Source organism: Acetobacter tropicalis, assembly GCF_001580915.1.
Lineage (GTDB): Bacteria > Pseudomonadota > Alphaproteobacteria > Acetobacterales > Acetobacteraceae > Acetobacter > Acetobacter tropicalis.
The window spans coordinates 1-17521 of record NZ_LHZQ01000165.1 but is presented as its reverse complement, the minus strand read 5'-3'; the positions used below and the strand labels follow the sequence as shown (position 1 = coordinate 17521).

The 17521-nt window shown below is 56.4% G+C and carries 15 protein-coding genes and 1 pseudogene; 4 read left to right on the top strand and 12 right to left on the bottom strand.

Annotated features, from left to right (window positions below; genetic code table 11):
- Window positions 1–483: pseudogene (locus AD944_RS17000) on the top strand (DUF3108 domain-containing protein); the annotation flags it as partial.
- Between the two features lie 101 nt (window positions 484–584).
- Here the strand turns inward: AD944_RS17000 and glmS are convergent.
- Together glmS and glmU are read right to left on the bottom strand one after the other, a co-directional pair.
- Window positions 585–2408, bottom strand: coding sequence for a glutamine--fructose-6-phosphate transaminase (isomerizing) (glmS, locus tag AD944_RS03255; RefSeq protein WP_045542814.1), 1824 nt, complete (start codon window positions 2406–2408; stop codon window positions 585–587).
- Complete coding sequence (gene glmU / locus AD944_RS03250; RefSeq protein WP_045542813.1) at window positions 2408–3754, bottom strand: bifunctional UDP-N-acetylglucosamine diphosphorylase/glucosamine-1-phosphate N-acetyltransferase GlmU; 1347 nt, start codon at window positions 3752–3754, stop codon at window positions 2408–2410. Before glmU ends, glmS begins: the two co-directional genes overlap by 1 nt.
- 115 nt (window positions 3755–3869) lie before the next feature.
- Here glmU and AD944_RS03245 point away from each other — a divergent pair, with 115 nt between their 5' ends.
- A complete protein-coding gene (locus AD944_RS03245; protein ID WP_082741268.1) occupies window positions 3870–4568 on the top strand; it encodes an HAD hydrolase-like protein in 699 nt (232 codons plus the stop codon).
- 213 nt (window positions 4569–4781) lie between these two features.
- Here AD944_RS03245 and AD944_RS03240 read toward each other — a convergent pair whose 3' ends face one another.
- Genes AD944_RS03240 through AD944_RS03215 form a run of 6 tightly spaced genes read right to left on the bottom strand, consistent with a single transcriptional unit; the run spans window position 4782 to window position 10698 of the window.
- Window positions 4782–5867, bottom strand: coding sequence for a glycosyltransferase family 4 protein (locus tag AD944_RS03240; RefSeq protein ID WP_045542812.1), 1086 nt, complete (start codon window positions 5865–5867; stop codon window positions 4782–4784).
- Between the two features lie 12 nt (window positions 5868–5879).
- Window positions 5880–6662: a nucleotidyltransferase family protein gene (locus AD944_RS03235; protein WP_045542811.1), complete on the bottom strand. Its 783-nt coding sequence runs from the start codon at window positions 6660–6662 to the stop codon at window positions 5880–5882.
- Complete coding sequence (locus tag AD944_RS03230; protein ID WP_045542810.1) at window positions 6659–7459, bottom strand: sterol desaturase family protein; 801 nt, start codon at window positions 7457–7459, stop codon at window positions 6659–6661. The genes AD944_RS03235 and AD944_RS03230 overlap by 4 nt, the downstream gene beginning before the upstream one ends.
- Window positions 7456–8550, bottom strand: coding sequence for an LptF/LptG family permease (locus AD944_RS03225; protein WP_045542809.1), 1095 nt, complete (start codon window positions 8548–8550; stop codon window positions 7456–7458). The genes AD944_RS03230 and AD944_RS03225 overlap by 4 nt, the downstream gene beginning before the upstream one ends.
- Window positions 8547–9749 (bottom strand): LptF/LptG family permease, encoded by a 1203-nt coding sequence (locus AD944_RS03220; RefSeq protein WP_045542808.1) that lies wholly within the window; start codon window positions 9747–9749, stop codon window positions 8547–8549. The genes AD944_RS03225 and AD944_RS03220 overlap by 4 nt, the downstream gene beginning before the upstream one ends.
- Before the next feature lie 7 nt (window positions 9750–9756).
- A complete protein-coding gene (locus tag AD944_RS03215) occupies window positions 9757–10698 on the bottom strand; it encodes a metallophosphoesterase family protein (protein ID WP_045542807.1) in 942 nt (313 codons plus the stop codon).
- Between the two features lie 89 nt (window positions 10699–10787).
- Here AD944_RS03215 and AD944_RS03210 point away from each other — a divergent pair, with 89 nt between their 5' ends.
- Together AD944_RS03210 and AD944_RS03205 are read left to right on the top strand one after the other, a co-directional pair.
- Window positions 10788–11768 carry a diacylglycerol/lipid kinase family protein gene (locus tag AD944_RS03210; RefSeq protein ID WP_045542806.1) on the top strand — a complete coding sequence of 327 codons (981 nt, stop codon included), beginning with the start codon at window positions 10788–10790 and terminating at the stop codon, window positions 11766–11768.
- 55 nt (window positions 11769–11823) lie between these two features.
- Window positions 11824–12753 (top strand): hypothetical protein, encoded by a 930-nt coding sequence (locus tag AD944_RS03205; protein WP_045542817.1) that lies wholly within the window; start codon window positions 11824–11826, stop codon window positions 12751–12753.
- Here AD944_RS03205 and spt read toward each other — a convergent pair.
- The 4 genes from spt to AD944_RS03185 form a co-directional block, all read right to left on the bottom strand.
- Complete coding sequence (gene spt, locus AD944_RS03200) at window positions 12750–13961, bottom strand: serine palmitoyltransferase (protein WP_035380803.1); 1212 nt, start codon at window positions 13959–13961, stop codon at window positions 12750–12752. The genes AD944_RS03205 and spt overlap by 4 nt on opposite strands.
- Before the next feature lie 6 nt (window positions 13962–13967).
- The gene (locus tag AD944_RS03195) at window positions 13968–14219 is read right to left on the bottom strand and encodes an acyl carrier protein (RefSeq protein ID WP_006558274.1); all 252 of its coding nucleotides are present in this window, start codon (window positions 14217–14219) and stop codon (window positions 13968–13970) included.
- 121 nt (window positions 14220–14340) lie between these two features.
- A complete protein-coding gene (locus AD944_RS03190; protein ID WP_145912865.1) occupies window positions 14341–16116 on the bottom strand; it encodes a fatty acyl-AMP ligase in 1776 nt (591 codons plus the stop codon).
- Window positions 16116–17246: a sensor domain-containing protein gene (locus AD944_RS03185; RefSeq protein ID WP_035380801.1), complete on the bottom strand. Its 1131-nt coding sequence runs from the start codon at window positions 17244–17246 to the stop codon at window positions 16116–16118. Before AD944_RS03185 ends, AD944_RS03190 begins: the two co-directional genes overlap by 1 nt.
- Window positions 17247–17521 lie beyond the last annotated feature (275 nt).

The window sequence follows — 17521 nt, the reverse complement described above, 5'->3', positions numbered from 1 at the left end:
AACCGCCATATTTTCCTGACATATAAAGACACTATTCCGCTGGTTACTCAACTTGACCCACCGGAGACAAACCGGGAGGCGGTGACAGAAGCTGAGCGGCAAGGTGCGGTTGATACGTTGGCCATGTTGATGGGTTTGCTACGGCAGGTAAGAGAGACACAGAACTGTGCCATGCAGGAAAAAGTTTTTGACGGATTGCGGCTGACAACGCTTTCCGTGCAGGCGGGAAGCGAGCAGAAACTTCCCTCAAGCGGACCATTGGACTGGGGGGAGGCCGCCCTGCGTTGCAACTTCGTGGGGCAGCAGATCAAGGGGTTCAAGCTCAGCAACGAGCAAAGCAAACTGCGTAACCCGCAGCCGGGCCGGGCTTGGTTTGAACGGATTGGGGCTGCAGGCTTTGTGGCCGTCCGGTTGGAACTCGATCACCCCAAACTGGGCCACATCACGGTGCTGCTGGATGGAGCCCCACGTCAGTTCCCGTAACGGGCAAGGCTCTTCTGAAAATAAAAGCCCGAGTGAAAGAGAAACTCTCACTCGGGCGATATAGAGACGCTTATGACGTCTAGTGTGATGAGTTCGCGGGTTTATTCAACCGTTACGGACTTTGCCAGATTGCGGGGCTGGTCCACATCTGTTCCCTTCAGAACAGCAACTTCATACGCCAGCATCTGCACGGGAATGGTTTGCAGGATGGGGGCAACAAAATCATGCACATGCGGCAGAACCACCATGTCTTCCGCAATGGCGGAAACACGGTCCGCGCCCTTGGTATCTGTAAAGACCAGCAGACGCCCGCCACGAGCCTTGGCTTCCTGAAGGTTGGACAGCGTTTTATCAAACAAGGGCGTGTAAGGCACGCTGGCGACAATCGGCACGGTGCGATCAATCAGGGAGATCGGACCATGCTTCATTTCCCCTGCGGCATAGGCTTCCGCATGGATGTAGGAAATTTCCTTGAGCTTCAGCGCACCTTCCATGGCAATGGGGAACATGCTGCCGCGGCCCAAATACAGAACGTCACGGGCCTCGGCTACAACGCCTGCAAGCCGCCGTATGGCTGCACCTTGCGTAAAGACCTCTGCCGCGCGGCTTGGCAGATCAAGCAGGGCTGCTACCAGTTCTTCTTCTGCAAGCGCCTCTAGCGTGCCGCGTGCGCGGGCCGTGGCAATAGTCAGGCAGGCAAGCACTGTCAGTTGAGCCGTGAAGGCCTTGGTGGAGGCCACGGAAATTTCCGGGCCAGCCACAGTCCCCAGAACGCTGTCACTTTCACGCGCCATGGTGCTGTGCTCAACATTCAGCACGGAAAGAATATGGATGGCTTTCTGGCGCAAGCTGCGCAGAGCCGCCAATGTATCCGCCGTTTCTCCAGACTGAGAAATCAGCAGGCCGAGCGAGCCTTCCGTCAGTGGCGGGTTGCGGTACCGCATCTCACTGGCAACGTCGATATCCACCGGCAGCCGCGCAATGGCTTCCAGCCAGTAGCGGCCAACCATGCCAGCATAGAATGCTGAACCGCAGGCGGTGATCACCGCACGAGGCACAGTGGCCAGATCAAAAGGCATGTCCGGCAAAAATACGCGGCGGCTGGCAGGGTCAACCATGCGCTGCAGGGTCTGGCCAATAACCAGCGGATGCTCATGCAGCTCTTTTTCCATGAAATGACGGTAGCCGTCCTTGCCAATGGCACCTGCGGCCAGAGCCGTGGTCTGCTCCTTGCGCTGAACAGGCGTGCCGTCAAACGTCATGAACTCCGCTTTTTGCGGAGTGATCACCACGCAGTCCCCATCTTCCATGTAGGTGATGCGGTTGGTCAGCGGTGCAAGGGCGAGGGAGTCAGACCCAAGGAACATTTCATCCTTGCCATAGCCAACAGCCAGCGGGGCGCTATGGCAGGCACCAATCATCAGCCCTTCATGACCGGCAAAGATCATGGCGATGGCATAAGCCCCTTCCAGACGGTTGAGGGCTTTTAACGCGGCATCCTTGGGGGCAAGGCCCTGCCCAAGATGGTAATCCACCAGTTGGGCAATGGTCTCGCTATCCGTTTCCGTGCTGAAAACCTGTCCGGCTTCTTCCAATTCACGGCGGAGGTCTTCAAAGTTCTCAATAATACCATTGTGAACAATGGCGACGCGCTCGGTGCCGTGCGGGTGTGCATTGCAGGTTGTGGGGGCACCATGAGTTGCCCATCGTGTGTGGCCAATACCTGTTGTGCCCGGAAGCGGGTCCTGCTCAAGAAGCGCACCCAGATTATCCAGCTTACCGGCAGCGCGGCGGCGTTCTACCCGGCCGTCCACCAACGTGGCGATACCGGCGGAATCATATCCGCGATATTCCAGACGGCGCAGTCCTTCAAAGACGATGGGCGTGGCATGTCGCAGACCGACAACACCGCATATTCCGCACATCAGCCGTTTTCCTTTCGGGCTTTGAGTGTTTCCTTGAAGTGCTTGCCCAGTTCGGGTTTGCTCACCTGACGGGAGCGGCCAAAGGCAAGGGCATTTTCAGGCACATCCTTGGTAATGGTGCTGCCAGCAGCAATCATGGCATTGGTGCCAATGCTGACCGGGGCCACCAGAATGGCGTTTGAGCCGACAAACACGTTGTCACCAATTAGGGTGCGGTGCTTGAAGAAGCCGTCATAATTGCAGGTAATGGTGCCGGCCCCCACATTGGTCCGGGCACCAATATCGGCATCGCCCAGATAGGTCAGGTGGTTGGCTTTGGCACCGTCTCCTACGGTGGTGTTCTTGACCTCAACAAAATTGCCAATGTGGGCTCCCACACCAATATCCGCTCCGGGGCGCAGGCGGGCATAGGGGCCGATCAGCGCATTGGCCTGCACCTCACACCCTTCCAGATGACTGAAAGCACGGATTTCTGCGCCGCTTCGCACGGTAACACCGGGGCCGAACACCACATGCGGTTCGACCAGCACATCGGGTTCAAGTTCGGTATCAGCGCAGAGGAAGACTGTTTCCGGCGCGACCAGCGTTACGCCGTTTTCCATGGCTTTCGTGCGCAGGCGGTTCTGGAGGGCGGCTTCAGCCTCGGCCAGTTCCACGCGGGAATTGATGCCACGCAGTTCATCTTCTGCAGCTTCCACGGCGCGTACACGTACGCCGTCTGCTACCGCCAGATCGACCACGTCCGTCAGGTAATATTCACCTTTGGCGTTTTCATTTTTCACAGCCTTCAACCATGTACGGAAGGTGTCTGCATCCGCGCACAGAACGCCCGCATTGCATAGATCAATGGCGCGCTCCTCCGGTGTGGCGTCCGCCCATTCCACAATGCGGTCCACATTGCCGTTCTGTGCAACCACCCGGCCATATCGTCCCGGTTCCTTGGGGCGCATGGCCAGCAGCGCGAGCTCAACATCGGGCGAGCGGCGTTCTTCCAGAAGGCGGTTCAGAGTTTCAGCCGAAATCAGCGGATTATCCGCATAGAGTACGGCTACATCCCCTTCGCCAAAATATGCTTCAGCCTGCAGGGCTGCGTGGGCGGTGCCCAGCCGTTCATGCTGTACTACCACCGGGTAAGGGGCTGCCAGTTCGGCAACATCTTCCATTTCAGGACCAATGACCACCACCAGCCGATCAAACACATCTGCCGCATTGGCGATCAGATGCGCCAGCATGGGGCGGCCGGCCAGCCGCTGCATGGCTTTGGGGCGGGAGGACTTCATGCGGGTGCCCAGCCCGGCGGCCAGCAGGACCGCAGTGGCAGGACGGGAAGGGAGAGGAGATGTCATGATTGAATTGCGGTAAGCCAACCTCACGCCCCTGTCAAACGCCGGGCTGGAGGAAACCTGAAATCTGGATATCATAAAATTTTTCAGGACTTTACTGAAGAAGGCAAAAGCGGTGATGAAACAGAAACTCGCAGTGTTTGACATGGATGGCACATTGCTGGACTCCCTGCCTGATCTGGCGGAATGCGGGCGGGAACTGCTGGCCAGCTATGCTCTGCCGTCCGTATCAGACGCAGAAGTGCGCCGCATGATTGGCAATGGGGTGCCCATGCTGGTCGAACGTCTGCTTCAGGCCGGGGCAGAAAAAGGAGCGGGTGCGCAGGTGGCGGACATAGATCACGCTCAGGCCTGCCGCCGCTTTATGGAGTTCTACACCCCACGGGCCACCCGGTTATCCCGATTGTTTCCGGGCACAGAAGACACGCTTCATACACTTCAGGCGCAGGGATGGCTGCTTGCAATCTGTACCAATAAGCCGGAAGTCGCGGCACTGGCCATTCTGGAACGGTTTGGCCTTTCTCCCTTGTTCGCCTGTGTGGGGGGAGGAGACAGCTTTGCCGTTAGAAAGCCGGACCCCGGCCATCTTCTGGGAACAATTGCCAAGGCGGGAGCGCAACCGGAGAGCAGTGTGATGATCGGGGATATGTCTCCAGATCTTCTGGCTGCGCAGGGGGCAGGCTGCCCGGCTTTGTTTGCAGCGTGGGGGTATGGTGATGGCAATCTGGCGGAACTGGCGCAGGCCGAAGCGGCAAGCATGGTCGACGTGCCCGAGAAAGCAGACTGGCTACTGCAGAACGTATCCAGGGCTCTATGAGAACGTAGGGAGAGGCGAGGGATTACAGCTCTTCCAAAAGGCTGTTTCAAGAAACCGGAAAGCGAGGGCTGGCAAGGGGCTGAAAGCCGACCGAAAGGCTCGATGCAGGCTCACCACTGTGACGGGAAACATCACTGATCTGCAAAACGCCTTCCAGACCCGCCCTGTCAGATTTTGCAGGCAGCCAGACCAGATATCTGGCTGTTCCTGTCTTTAGGGGGCGATCTGAGCCAACCGCGCGAGAACAGCCTGTCCGGCTTTGGTAAAAGCGTCTTCATTGAAATGGGAGAAGACATAGCTTCGGGCAGCTTGTCCCATCTGATGGAGCATTTCAGGGCGTGCGAGCGCCTGTGCGAGGCAGGCCGAGAGCGCCTCTGTATTACGTGGAGGCACAGTCCACCCTGTTACGCCGGGTTGGACAGAGCGTGTCAGTTCTCCCACTGCTGATGAAATAACCGGAAGACCTGCCTGCATGGCTTCATGCGCGGCCATGCAGAATCCCTCCCAGTGAGAGGGTTGGAGATACAGATGCTGTTCCGCCAGAAACGCACCGGTGTCCGAGCAGAATCCCGGCAAGGAGACCTCATTCTGTAGTCCATGAAGCCGCACGAGCGCTTCCAGTTTCGCCCCTTCTTCGCCTTCTCCGGCAATAGTAAGGTGAAACGGAGGGAGCGCATCTTTTTGTTTAAGCTGTGCCAGAGCAAGGCAAAGCGTGTCATACCCCTTGACTGGATGAAGTCTGCCCACTGAACCCAGCCGGATGGTCTCGCCTGCCTGCCATGGGCGGCTTTGCGGGGCGGAAGCCCGCGCATGAAAAATAGGCCAACACATCAGCCTGTCCGTCGGAATGCCCAACTGGGTGCGGGTAATCTGTGTCACGTAATCGGAATCGCCTATCCATAGGCAGGACGCGTTACGCCGCAGGCGGAGCAAGGTATCATTCGGCGGACGGAGTTTGGCTGAATGTTGCCAGCTTATGACAGGAATACCGCGTTTCTGCCCCACGCTTTGCCCGAGAAGCGTTGCCCGTGTCAGGGAGGTCCAGATATGGGTGGGTCGCCACAGTGCGATCTGCTTTTGCAGCCAGAAAAAGGCGGCCAGATGGTCTTTTCGGCCACCCTCGCGGATAAAAACCTCCAACCCGGCATCGCGCATCGGTTTTTCGGCGCGTCCATCGCGCCGGGTCAGGGCGAAAACAGCGACTTCATGACCAGCCTGCCGAAGCACCCGCGTAATGGCTGGAACAGGAAAGGCCGCACCACCGCCTTCCGTGGAGTTGATGACGTAAGCAATACGCATGGAAATTCAGTTTCAGGCTGGCGCTTCAGCCGCAATCAGTTTTTCTGTCAAAGCCAGATCGGCAGGCTTATCGACATCCACGGCAGCGCGACCATCCGAAAGGCAGATCAGTTCAGCCCGGGCACCTGTTAGCTTGCCAATCCGAGCGCACAAGGCCGCACGGCTTAATTTTTTGCAGAGCGCTTTCAGCAGCACCATTGGCCCCAGAAGCCAGGCAATGCGGAGTGGGTGTTTGCGGTTTTTCTCCACCTTCAGCCAGAGCGTCGCCACGTTTACGGCGGCAGGAGAATTGAAGAGGAACAGATTACAACCAGAGAACGCCAGATCAGAAAGCCGGATAAAGGTGCGTTTGGTGCCCGGCACATCTCGCAGCACAACGGCTTCAGGGGCAACTGCGGCGGCGACATCACACTGTGGGCCGCATTTTTCCAGGAATTCCGTAATCCAGTCGGGGCGCAGCAAAGCACTATCGGCCGTAGTGACAAGCAACGGCGTGCCGAACTGCGCCAACCCCGCCAGAACGCTGGCGCTTGGCCCTTCCGGGCGAGAAGGGATGATGCCGACATCAGGTGGTAAAATACCATTCAGAACCGTCGGTTTATCAATGCAGACAGCAATTCGTCCAACTGCTGGGGTAGCACGGAGGGCGGCCAGAACCCGCAAAATCATGGGAGTGCCTGCTACGGGCAGAATGGCTTTATGAGAAACCCCGGCTGCCTGCGCCATGGGGTCTGGCGCCCCGGGCCGTGTACCGGCCAGAACCAGAACGTTCAGACCCTTGGAAGGAATGTTCATGCGGCGTGCCGGGTGCCACGCGCTGCTTTGGCGTCTGGCCGGGCGCCATCCGGACGGTCACGCGGGGGGGAGCCTGTCAGATCCATCACCCACGGGTAGATTTTGGCTTCCTTGATGTCATAGCCCAGATTGAAAACGGTCGGGCTGCGGGGGCGTGCTTTGGCGTCCTTGTAATAGCTGCCAAACAGGCGATCGACCACAAAGCTGGTGATACCGAAATTGCCGTCTTCATCATGGAAATGATGCAGAACGTGGCGGGCTTTCATGCGCTGGATCCAGGCGGAACGCGGTTTATAGTTCAGGTGCTGGATGCAGTGGAAAAATTCATAAATGCACGTAATGGTAACGCCTGTGCCAAATGCCGTGGCAGATGCCCCAATACCCCCGATCAGATAGCCGATGGGGCAGGTGATGATGGCGATTGTTGGCAGCGTGGTGACGGGCGCACCAAACAGCACATCCAGCAGATGCGGGTCCTGATGGTGGTCAAAGTGGATCCGTTTCCACAAGGATGCGGTCCACTTCATTTTATACAGAACGCGACCATGCAGCACATAACGGTGCAGCAGATACCACACCAATGGATAGACCAGAATAACGGCAACGATGGAAACAAGCGTTGCGCCCCATCCTGCAAAAAAATGCGTGGCGACGGCAATGCAGGCAAAAATCAGAGCAAAATAGAGCAGAATGGTCGGGTAGGTGAGATACGCAACCCAAAGCTGTCTGAGGTTCATTTTGCCCAGATCAAAGCTCCGGCCTGTTTTCAGGCTCGCATTGTTCAGCGTTCCACTCATTTTGCTTCATTCCTCAAAAGCACTGTTGCGGCCCCCAGCGTGAAGATAATCAGGCCAGGAACAGTTGCAACGGGCGGCGGCAGAAGGCCCGCATTGCCCATGGCGCGTAGAAGACCTTGCGCCACGATAAACAGCAGACCTGCCCCCAGACACCAGACCGGAAGCCAGCTACGGGTGCCCGTGCGAGGAGGGATATAGATCACCGGCATGGCAATTAACAGGAGTACCAGCATTGCAGCCGGGCGCAGAAAGCGCTCAAGTAGCCCGGCCTGTAGAAAACCCGGACTGGAATCAGAAGGCAGATGCCCCCGCAACATGCCGATGATGGTGCCGGATGAAAGGGGCGGATTTTCTGTGGAAAGGCGGATAAAATCCCACGGATGCAAGGTTGTCTGCCAGTTTCGCTGCTCTTCTGACGGCAGGCGTGTTGCCGTTGGATCATTGATCTGAATGCGTTTGACGGTGTGAAGAATCCACCCATTGGCATGGGTATAATCAGCGCGATCAGCGTGGATCACTTCTTGCAACAAACCTTTTTCATCGCGTGAGTAGATATCCAGACCGGAGAGCATGTTGCCCCCATCAGCCACGTAGGTCACACGCGCAACCTGTCGCCCTTCATGAAACCAGAAGGCATGGCCTTTTTCCGGGTGGGGATCTGTTCGGTTCCACCAGGCGGCCAACGCTTGTTCCGACCGTGGCGTTACCTGATCATCAAGAACGACTCCCAGCGCACCAATAATCAGCGTGGCCGGGATCAGGCGTTTGTACAGGCCGAGCATGGAAAGGCCCGATGCCTGCAGGATGGCCATCTCACTCGCCAATGTCATTTGGGAGAGCATGACCAGCGCCCCGATCAGCAGACTGAGAGGGAGTGCTCCCGCCATGAGGAAGGGCAGCCGCATGCCCGCGTAGGTCAGAATTCCCGCAACACCCAGGTGGCGTTGCAGGATGGGCGTTGTCTGTTCCAGCAGAGCCAGAATTTCCAGAAGCCCTACAAGCACGGCGCAGCTAAAGAGCACGCGGTTGAGCAGGACACCGGAAAGATAACGTAGGAGAACAAACCGGGGCGGATGAGAGGTTTTGCTCATGGTACAGCCTCTCCCCCGGTGGTTGAAGACGCTCTTCTGGCGGTCCATTGCGCCCTGAGCGCCTGAAACACGCCAGCCTTGTACAGCAGCAACAAGGAGCAGCCGATCACAAAGACCCATGCAGGCCCCCAGATAATAAGAAGGGGAGCCTTTTTTGTGGCAACCATGCTGTGCCCAAACTGAAGCAGGTGGTCAAAGCCCACCATCACAATAAACGCCACCACAAGCCCTGCGCTGCTGCGTTGCCGCTTGCGCATGATGGCAAGGGCTGCCGCCAGAACGGGAATGAACGGGATGGTCAGGCTACGCGCCAGCCGGAAATGGACCTCTGAGCGCATATGGGGGCGGGAGATAGCCGGGTCCCGCTGTATCAGGCGGCTGACCAGCTCTGGAGAGGTCAGTTCCCGTTCATCTTCTCCGCGTTGGCGGAAAGGTGAGAGGTGGGAGGCTTCCGTCAACGTTTTGGTCGCGTGGTCGAACGTGGTGAGGGAGGGGGCACTCTTTCCGTTATCGGTAAGGATGGTGCCGTCTTCCAGATCAATTTCCACGGCGGAATTGTCAGATGCCAGCCGGATGTGCCCCCGCGCGGCGGTAATGTCCCGCTCCTGATGGTCGGAGGTATCGCGAATGAACACCTTTTGCAGGCTGGAGCCAGCATGATCCACATGGTCTGCCACAAGGGTCAGATGGTTGGAGGGGCTGGCGAACATGCGTGATTGCAGGCGGGGGGCCCAGCCTGTGTGGCTGGCAACGTAGAATGCCTCTCGGAAGTCATAGCGGGCATGGGGTTGGACAAAGCCATACAGCAGAAAGGACAGAAACCCCAGAAAAGCGCCGAGCAGGATAAAGGGGCGGGTAATCCTCACAAGAGAGATGCCGCTGCTGGTAATGGCGTCAATTTCTTCGTTCTGACTCATGCGCCGGATAACGGAGAACACGCTCACGCACAGGGCGGCGGGAATGGCCAGCCCCAGATAGTGCGGCAGCAACGTGCCCAGCAGTTCCAAAAATGTGCCCAGATGATTATCGCCTGCCGCCAGCAGGTTGAACAGCACCAGCAGCCGCTCCAGCAGCAACGCCGCCATCACGACGGAAAGTGCAACCAGAAAAGGCGGAATGACCTGCGCAATCAGGTAACGGTCCAGCGTTCCCGGCGTGAAGAACGCTTTCACCCTGCGCAAGAGAGGCTCGTGCTGCATGGCGGCTTCATAGCGCCTTTGTGCAAGAAAGGCGATGGGGGGAGAAATGGTGCAAAAATCCGTCCTGCATCCTGCCGTTAGCGCCTAGTTCTCGCCTTTGAATGCTTATCTGCCAGTGATTGGCCTCAGCCAGAACGGAAATACAGTTCCATCCTGCGGCCTGGGCCGGAGTGGTCGCACTATGTGAGGCAGATGTCGTGCCAACAACCGGAATATGCGTGTGTGGAATGTTAGAGAGAGTCGCACGGTGCGAGTGGCCGTGCAGAACAAGCTCTGCTCCCTCGCGTTTCAGGATGGCCTGTAATCGTTCCATCCCATCCAGTCCCTTTCGTTTGCTTACCAGTCCTTGCACCGGTGGGTGATGGATCAGCACAATCCGGCAGAGTCCTTTTTCTCCCGTTTGGCGCAAAAGGCCGCCGAGAGCGTCAAGTTGGGTTTCTGAAACGCGCCCCGATGCAAAGAAAGGTGGGGTCGGCGTGGCGCTGTTCAACCCGATCAGCGCCACGCTTCCTTTTTTCAGTAAGGACGGAAATCCCGTCTGGCTTTGTAACCAAGGGGCCCACTGTACGCTTTTGCTCTCAGCGTTCTCACGGATCAGTGCATCATGATTGCCGGGCACAAGAAGCGTATCCGGCAAGTCCTGAGCTTGTAGCCAGCGCGTTGCCGCCTCAAATTCCGATGCCAGTCCCAGATTGGTCAGATCGCCTGTAAGAGCCACCAGATCCGGGTTGTGGCGGCCAATATCCTGCATGACAGCCGCCAATGGCGCACCCAGATGCACATGGCGGCGCTTGAGCTGCCAGGAGAGAAGGGACAGCATACGTTTGAAGCGGATTTCACGCAGCGCCGGGAGCCCGACCAGCGGTAAATGCGGGTCAGAAAAATGTGCAATTTGAAGAGAGGGCAAAAACAGGAAACTCCGGCACAAGGGGGGCTGAAAGGACAGCATGTGACAAGTGCATGAAGTCTCACTATACCACCGGCGTATGCCGGGGCAAAAGGCGCTGGCGCATTATCTGCAACCGCATGAGTGTCTGAGTGCCAGATCGTTTCGCCTTAATTCACAATTCCCGTAGCCGACGTAATCTCAAGGCGGATCGTCAATATCTTGCAACCGCGCAGGAAATGCTCGGTCCGATGTTTTATGCGCCGGCTACATCCGAGGCCCTGCAAGAAACAATTGAAGATCTCGCCCGCCAACAGGTGGAGTGTCTTGTTGTTGATGGCGGGGACGGAACGGTCGGCAAAGTGCTGAGCGTTCTGTATGCCTCTTCTTACCCCAACCACAGCTTGCCCATGATTGCGGTATTACCTTCAGGTAATACGAATCTGATTGCGGCAGATGTCGGGTTTGGTCTGCGTGGGGTGGAAGCCCTGCGCCGCCTACAGGAGCGGGCCAGATCAAAACGGTTGCTCTCTGATGTCAAACAGCGTCAGCCTCTGGTCATTTCATGGCCAGGACAGGATCGGGCCGCCGAGCTCGGCTTTTTTGGGGGGCTGGGCGCTTTTACACGCGCGATCGAGATCGCCCACCAGCCCGCTATTCTGAAAAATTACGCCCATGACGCTGCGGTGCTGGCAACGTTTGCTCTCACAGCGCGCCAGTTACTGACACCCCGTCTGCGGCAGGGATGGTTGAATGGCACGCCTGTAGAGCTGGGGCTGGAAGAAAATATGCCAGAAATGCAGGCGTGTTTCCTCTTTCTGTGCACAGGACTGCAGTGTCTGCCTCATGGAATCTGGCCTTTCTGGAAATCGGAGGGAGAAGCAGACCGGGGTATCAGTTATTTGGATGTTGAAGCCCGACCGGAACGATTGACCAAAGCCATCTGGAACCTCGTGCGGGGGCGGGCTCCCGCATGGATGCAGAACAGCCCATTTTACCGTAGCGGTTCTTCCGAGCGGATCCGGTTGTGCACGGAGCAGTCTTTTGTGCTGGACGGGGAGGTGTTGGATACCGGGCCAGGCCAGTGCCTGGACATCACTGCGGGGCCAATCGTGTCTTTTCTTCAGGCGTAAAAAGGCGAGAGTGATGGCGGAACGGCTCTCTGGCGAACAGGTCAATGTCCACAAAATGCTGAGTGAACAGATCCATCAGGAACTGAGCACCCCAGTAGCCTCCGAAATCACAGAATTTGTAAGCGCTATGCTCGGGGCTGCCCGGCCTTTGGGAGTCCTGTTTTATGGATCAGGGCTGCGCAGCGGAGTTCAAGAAGACACATTACTTGATTTTTATGTCATTTTGCGGCGGCAGTCAGATTGGCCTCGGCCTTTTCTGGCGCGTATGGGCAACGTGCTTTTACCACCAAATGTGGAATATCATGAAATCGAGATTGGTGGGCGTTTGCTTCGGGCGAAGGTAGCGCTTTTGTCTTTGGCGCAGTTTCGCACCTTAACGGGCTTGCAGACATGGGACACCACTGTATGGGCTCGTTTTTCGCAACCTGTAAGGTTGGTCTGGGCCGTGGACTCTCAAGCTGCGCATGCTTTGCAGCAGTGCGTTATGCGGGCCACCATCACAGCTGCCTTATGGTCTGCATGGTTGGGGCCGGAGAGTGGGCAGCCGGAAGAGTTTTGGAATGCGCTCTATCGTCGAACGTATCAGGCTGAATTGCGAGTGGAAAAATCAGGGCGAGGAGCTGGTATCGTTGCCAGCTATCAGGATCGCTATGATCGCCTTCTGCTGCCATGCTGGCAGGTAGCAGGGCTGGGCGTGCATGAAAATGGCGGGATGCTTAAGCCGATCCTATCGCCTGCTCAAAAAGAAAAGCAGGAAAAAGCATGGGCACTGAGGAAAAACCTTGGGAAACCTCTTAATATTGTCCGGTTGATGAAAGCAGCGTTTACTTTCTCTGGCGGCGCACGCTATGCCGCGTGGAAAATTGAACGGCATAGCGGCATAACCGTAGTGCTTACGCCATTTGCAGAAAAACACCCCCTTATTGCCGGTCTGCCGTTGTTATGGCGGCTGTGGCGTAAGGGAGCGTTTCAAAAAAGCCGTTAAAGGGCGGACTCAGCAATAGCGCCAGATTCCAGACCAGCCTGACGGAAAATTTCGATCGCCTGATCAATCTGGGCGGGTGTGTGGGTTGCCATCACGGAACACCGCAGCAGGGGGCGATGGTCTGGGGTAGCAGGGGGCAGACTCAGGTTGACATACACCCCAAGGTCAAGCAGCCGGTTCCACATGGGAATGGCCTGTTCCAAGGATTCCAGAGTAACAGCAATAACCGGGCTTACCTGTCGGCTGGCGTTCAGACCAATCCGGTGGAAGCCTGCATGCAGATGGGCCGCATTGGCCATCAGATGCGTCCGCAGTTCAGGGTGTTCCTGCATGTCCTCCAGCGCGGCCATGGTGGCGGCAATCACTTCTGGCGGCAATGATGCCGTAAACATGTAGGGGCGGCAGTTCAGGCGCACCATTTCCAGTTCAGGGTGATCGGAAACGCAATAACCGCCAACAGTACCAAGGCTTTTGGAGAAGGTGCCAACCACAAAATCCACATCGGCTTCAACGCCAGCTTCTTCTGCAACACCCAGCCCTTTTTCTCCCATCACGCCAAAGGAGTGGGCTTCATCAACCAGAAGATACGCGCCCGTTTCCCGTTTGACGGCCGCCATTTCCGCAATGGGTGCCACATTGCCAGTCATGGAATAAATGCCTTCCACAACAATCAGCTTTGCGCCTGGCGTTCCGTCCAGTCGCTTAAGGCGTTTGTGCAGATCTTCGGCATCATTGTGGCGGAAGCGGATCACCTGTGCAGGGCTCAGACGGCTGCCATCATAGATGCTGGCATGGCTGTCCGCATCCAGAATCAGATAATCGTCTTTTCCCACCAGGGTGGAGATCATTCCCAGATTGGCCTGATACCCGGTGGAAAAAACCATGGCGTCTCGGCGGCCAAAATAGGCAGCAATACGCTGTTCCAACTGACGGTGCAGGGACTGCGTGCCGTTGGCAATGCGTGACCCTGTTGTGCCGACGCCATATTTGCCCACCGCGTCCTGTGCAGCCTTGATGGCACGCTCGGACTGGCTGAGGCCAAGATAGTTATTGGTGCCGAAAAGCAGTGTTTCCCGGCCCTCAATCACGCCAACTGTCGAAGAAATCGGCTTTTCAATGACAACAGCAAAGGGGTTGCGTCCGCCTGCCTGGACCAGAGCGCCAAGTGCACTGGCCGTGCCGTCAAACTTGGAAAAAAGTGACGTCATACGCACTCAGCCTTTGTTTTTCAGGTCAACAATGCAGGTTGCAAGATCATTGATGGTACGGATGTCAGCCAGCTTGTCCAACGGAACGGAGACATCCAGCGTATCTTCAACTTCCATGACAAAGTTCATGACTGCCAGAGAATCAAAGGCAAGATCTTCCATGATCTTGCAGTTTCCATCGATATCGCGAGGCACCTTCGGGTTGGCGAGAAGCTTCTGGATGATCAGCGCAGAAACGCTTTCAACGGTTTCGCTCATATCGGATCCCTTCATCCTTATGCGTGTTTAAACAAAATGAGCTTCCGCCCAATGGCGCGACCTTATGGGAGAAAAACAAGGGTTTGACCAGTGTCCGCCTTCCCAAGATCGCAGGGTGGGCTTAGCAGGCTGAGGCTATATCGGGCGGCGGTTCAAACATGCCGCTCAAAAACATGTTGCGCGCCTTGGCCCGTGTCAGTTTGCCAGACGATGTCTGCGGCAAGGCATGAGGTGGAACCAGCACAACAGAAACATCAACTCCGTGTAGGCGTCGGAACAGGTTTGCAGCGTCATTACGCAAGGTTTCGCGTATCTGCGGGTCCGTCGCGCGGCACTGAATCAGAGCTACAATTTCTTCCTGCTCTCCTTTTTCAAGAGAGAAGACCGCCACATCCCGGCTGCGGAGAGTTGGAATATTGGTTTCAGCCGACCATTCCAGATCCTGCGGCCATATATTCCGACCATTGATGATAATCAGGTCTTTTGCACGACCTGTGACAACAATCTGGCCATTCAGCATGTAACCTAGATCGCCGGTGTTCAGCCATTTATGCTCATCAAGCACTTGGTGCGTTTCATCCGGGCGACGAAAGTAGCCATCCATCAGGCTGGGGCCACGCACAAAAATGGTGCCAATCTGCCGGTCTCCCAGAATGTTGCCACGGGCATCCCGAACCTCCAGGCCATGGTCTGGAAGAACCTTACCGCACAGAACAAAGGTCCGGGTCGGTGTGTCTGGATGGGTAGGGGCTGTGGCAATGCCTTTGCTTTCCAGGACTGTCAGGTCAACCGTATCCGTCTGAATCCCAGTGTTCAGGGGAGCAAAGCTGATGGCTAAAGTGGCTTCCGCCATGCCGTAGCTGGCTTCAAATGCTTTTGCGCTGAAACCCGCACTGGCAAAGCGTTCGGAGAACTCTTCTAGAATATGGGGACGGATCATGTCTCCGCCAATTCCAGCTACCCGCCAGCTTGAAAGGTCAAGACCTGCTGACGCAGGACGGCGTGCACACAGTTCATAACCAAAGGACGGACTATAGGCGATCGTGCCCCGGTTCCGGTTGATGAGGTCAAGCCAGACGTGCGGGCGACGGGCAAACTCCCGGGTAGGGAGCATGTCCACCGTTAACTGGCAGGTCATGGGGGTGAGGAAGAACCCAACCAATCCCATATCGTGGTAGAGGGGAAGCCATGAAACGCAACGGTCTCCGGTTTCACGTACCTGCAACCCATCATGGGCAATAGCGGCGACATTGGCCATTCCGGACTGCTGGCTCACACAGACACCCATTGGAAAACGAGTGCTACCGGAAGAAAACTGAAGATAAGACAAGGCTTCGGGCTGAATTTCGGGCAGAGGCACATCAGAAACAGGACGCGCCATCAGATCCGCAGGGGACCCGGCAAAAACCAGCCCTAAACCGCTGACAATGTCATCCGTCCAGCCTTCAATAATCTGCGGAATAATCACGGCGCTTGCGCCAGAACTGGTGATCATTCCCCGCAAGGTTGAGAGATAAGCCTCTTTACCCGCAAAAGCGACAGGGAGGGGGAGCGGCGCGGTAACAAGGCCCGCATACTGACACCCAAAGAATATCCGTGCGAAATCACCATCGCTTTCAGCCACAATTGCAACGCGGTCACCGGGCTGAAGGCCCATCCCCAGCAGGCGCTGGCCGGTTTCAATCGCCTGTTCACGAAGTTTTTTGTAAGGAAGGGCTTCCAGCAGAACCCCTTTGCCAGAATAGATATTAAAACCGGCATCGCCTTGGGCTGCATAATCCAAGGCAGCAGGGAATGTGGCGAAGTCCCCATAACGGCGCGGCTGACCGGACTGTGTTGGAACCGGCTGCAAGGTCTCTTCGTTTGAAGGTAAAGAGGCAGAGTTCATAACGTTCATCAGCTGGCCATTCGAAGAAAATCAACAATTGCATCGGCGCCTACGGGCGCAGTGGGTTCGTCTCCGCTGAGATCGAACGTGTCGCGTATATAATCTTTTTGTAGATTTACGAAAGCATCATGTGAACAAAATGCGTCGTCCACGGCTTCGCCAAGATAGTCGACCGTGTTCACAACGGGGCCAAGTGTCCAGAATCTATAGTTTTCGTCCCCTTCCCACGTCACATTATGGGCGTTGAGAAAGAGACAGGCGCGGGGTTGGACCAGGAACTCCGCTATCTGAGAGCTCGCGTCTCCCAGATACAGATCCGCAGCCGACGTATAAGTCATGTCGATACTGCGCGTGCTGCCGGTGTCTATAATCATATGGGAATGCCCGCCAAAGGCTCTTTCAAGCTGGCGTGCTTCAGTGCGCCGATTATCGAATAGCCGGTAATGAGGCGCAAAGATCAGATTATAACGGTCCTGATTGGCGAAATGAGAAAGAACATTCAGCCCCATTTTCGGCCAGGATGACAGCCGCGCGTTGAAATGCGGGTTGTAGAGGATCGTCGGGCGGTTGTTATTGAACAGGCGGGTGCTCGTGCTCCGCATACGGCGCACCATGTCAAATTTGGCATAAACACCAGTATGATAACAGCCGGGGCGGATGGCTCCCTGAGCCAGCAGTCGCTGCTCCACCTTACGCCCGGCCATCAGAACGTAATCAAAATTCTTTACGTCCCGTGCAAAACCGATAGCACGATCGCCTGCGCCATGGCGGGTCCAGATCAGGCGTGGTTTGCGCACGCCAAACTTCCGCAAATAGAGCGATGTCCGTTCCGGAACGACGATGCCCTGAAATGTTGAGAAATATTTCTTGTTTAAAAACAGGCTCGCAAGCCGGGAGAAAACGGTGTGCCCGTGCCGTTCTACGTGTTCGCGTAGAACGTTTGGCAAGTGGAGAAGTTCAAAACTGGCACGCGATTCCGGATAGTAGGAGGCTAGGGACCGAGCATAATCAAGATGCGCCTGAGTTGTGCACGCAACATGGACTTCCGCCTCTGGGTGGCGGCTGGCCATTTCCATTGCAATCGGCAGGGAATGCAAGGTTTGGTGCGGTTGAGCGATATAAGGGAAAAGAACGCGCATCAGTAGAATGGTACCTCTTTGACTGAAGCTTCACGCCTGCAAACTGGGTGCTTCATGACCGCCTCATCATGTCCTTGCTACGGTGGCCTCTTTAAACCACGTCCATGCACAAATCGCCTCAGCGGCGGGATAGTCAAGATCCCTCACCCGCAGGCACTCACAGAGAGTGCCTAGGTTTCGTGATCAGGGGAGGGGACGGACAGAGAGACCCCCTCACACACCGAATGAAATATTTTTGTCACAAGGTATCATTTGTCTGTTGACGGTGTGTTTGT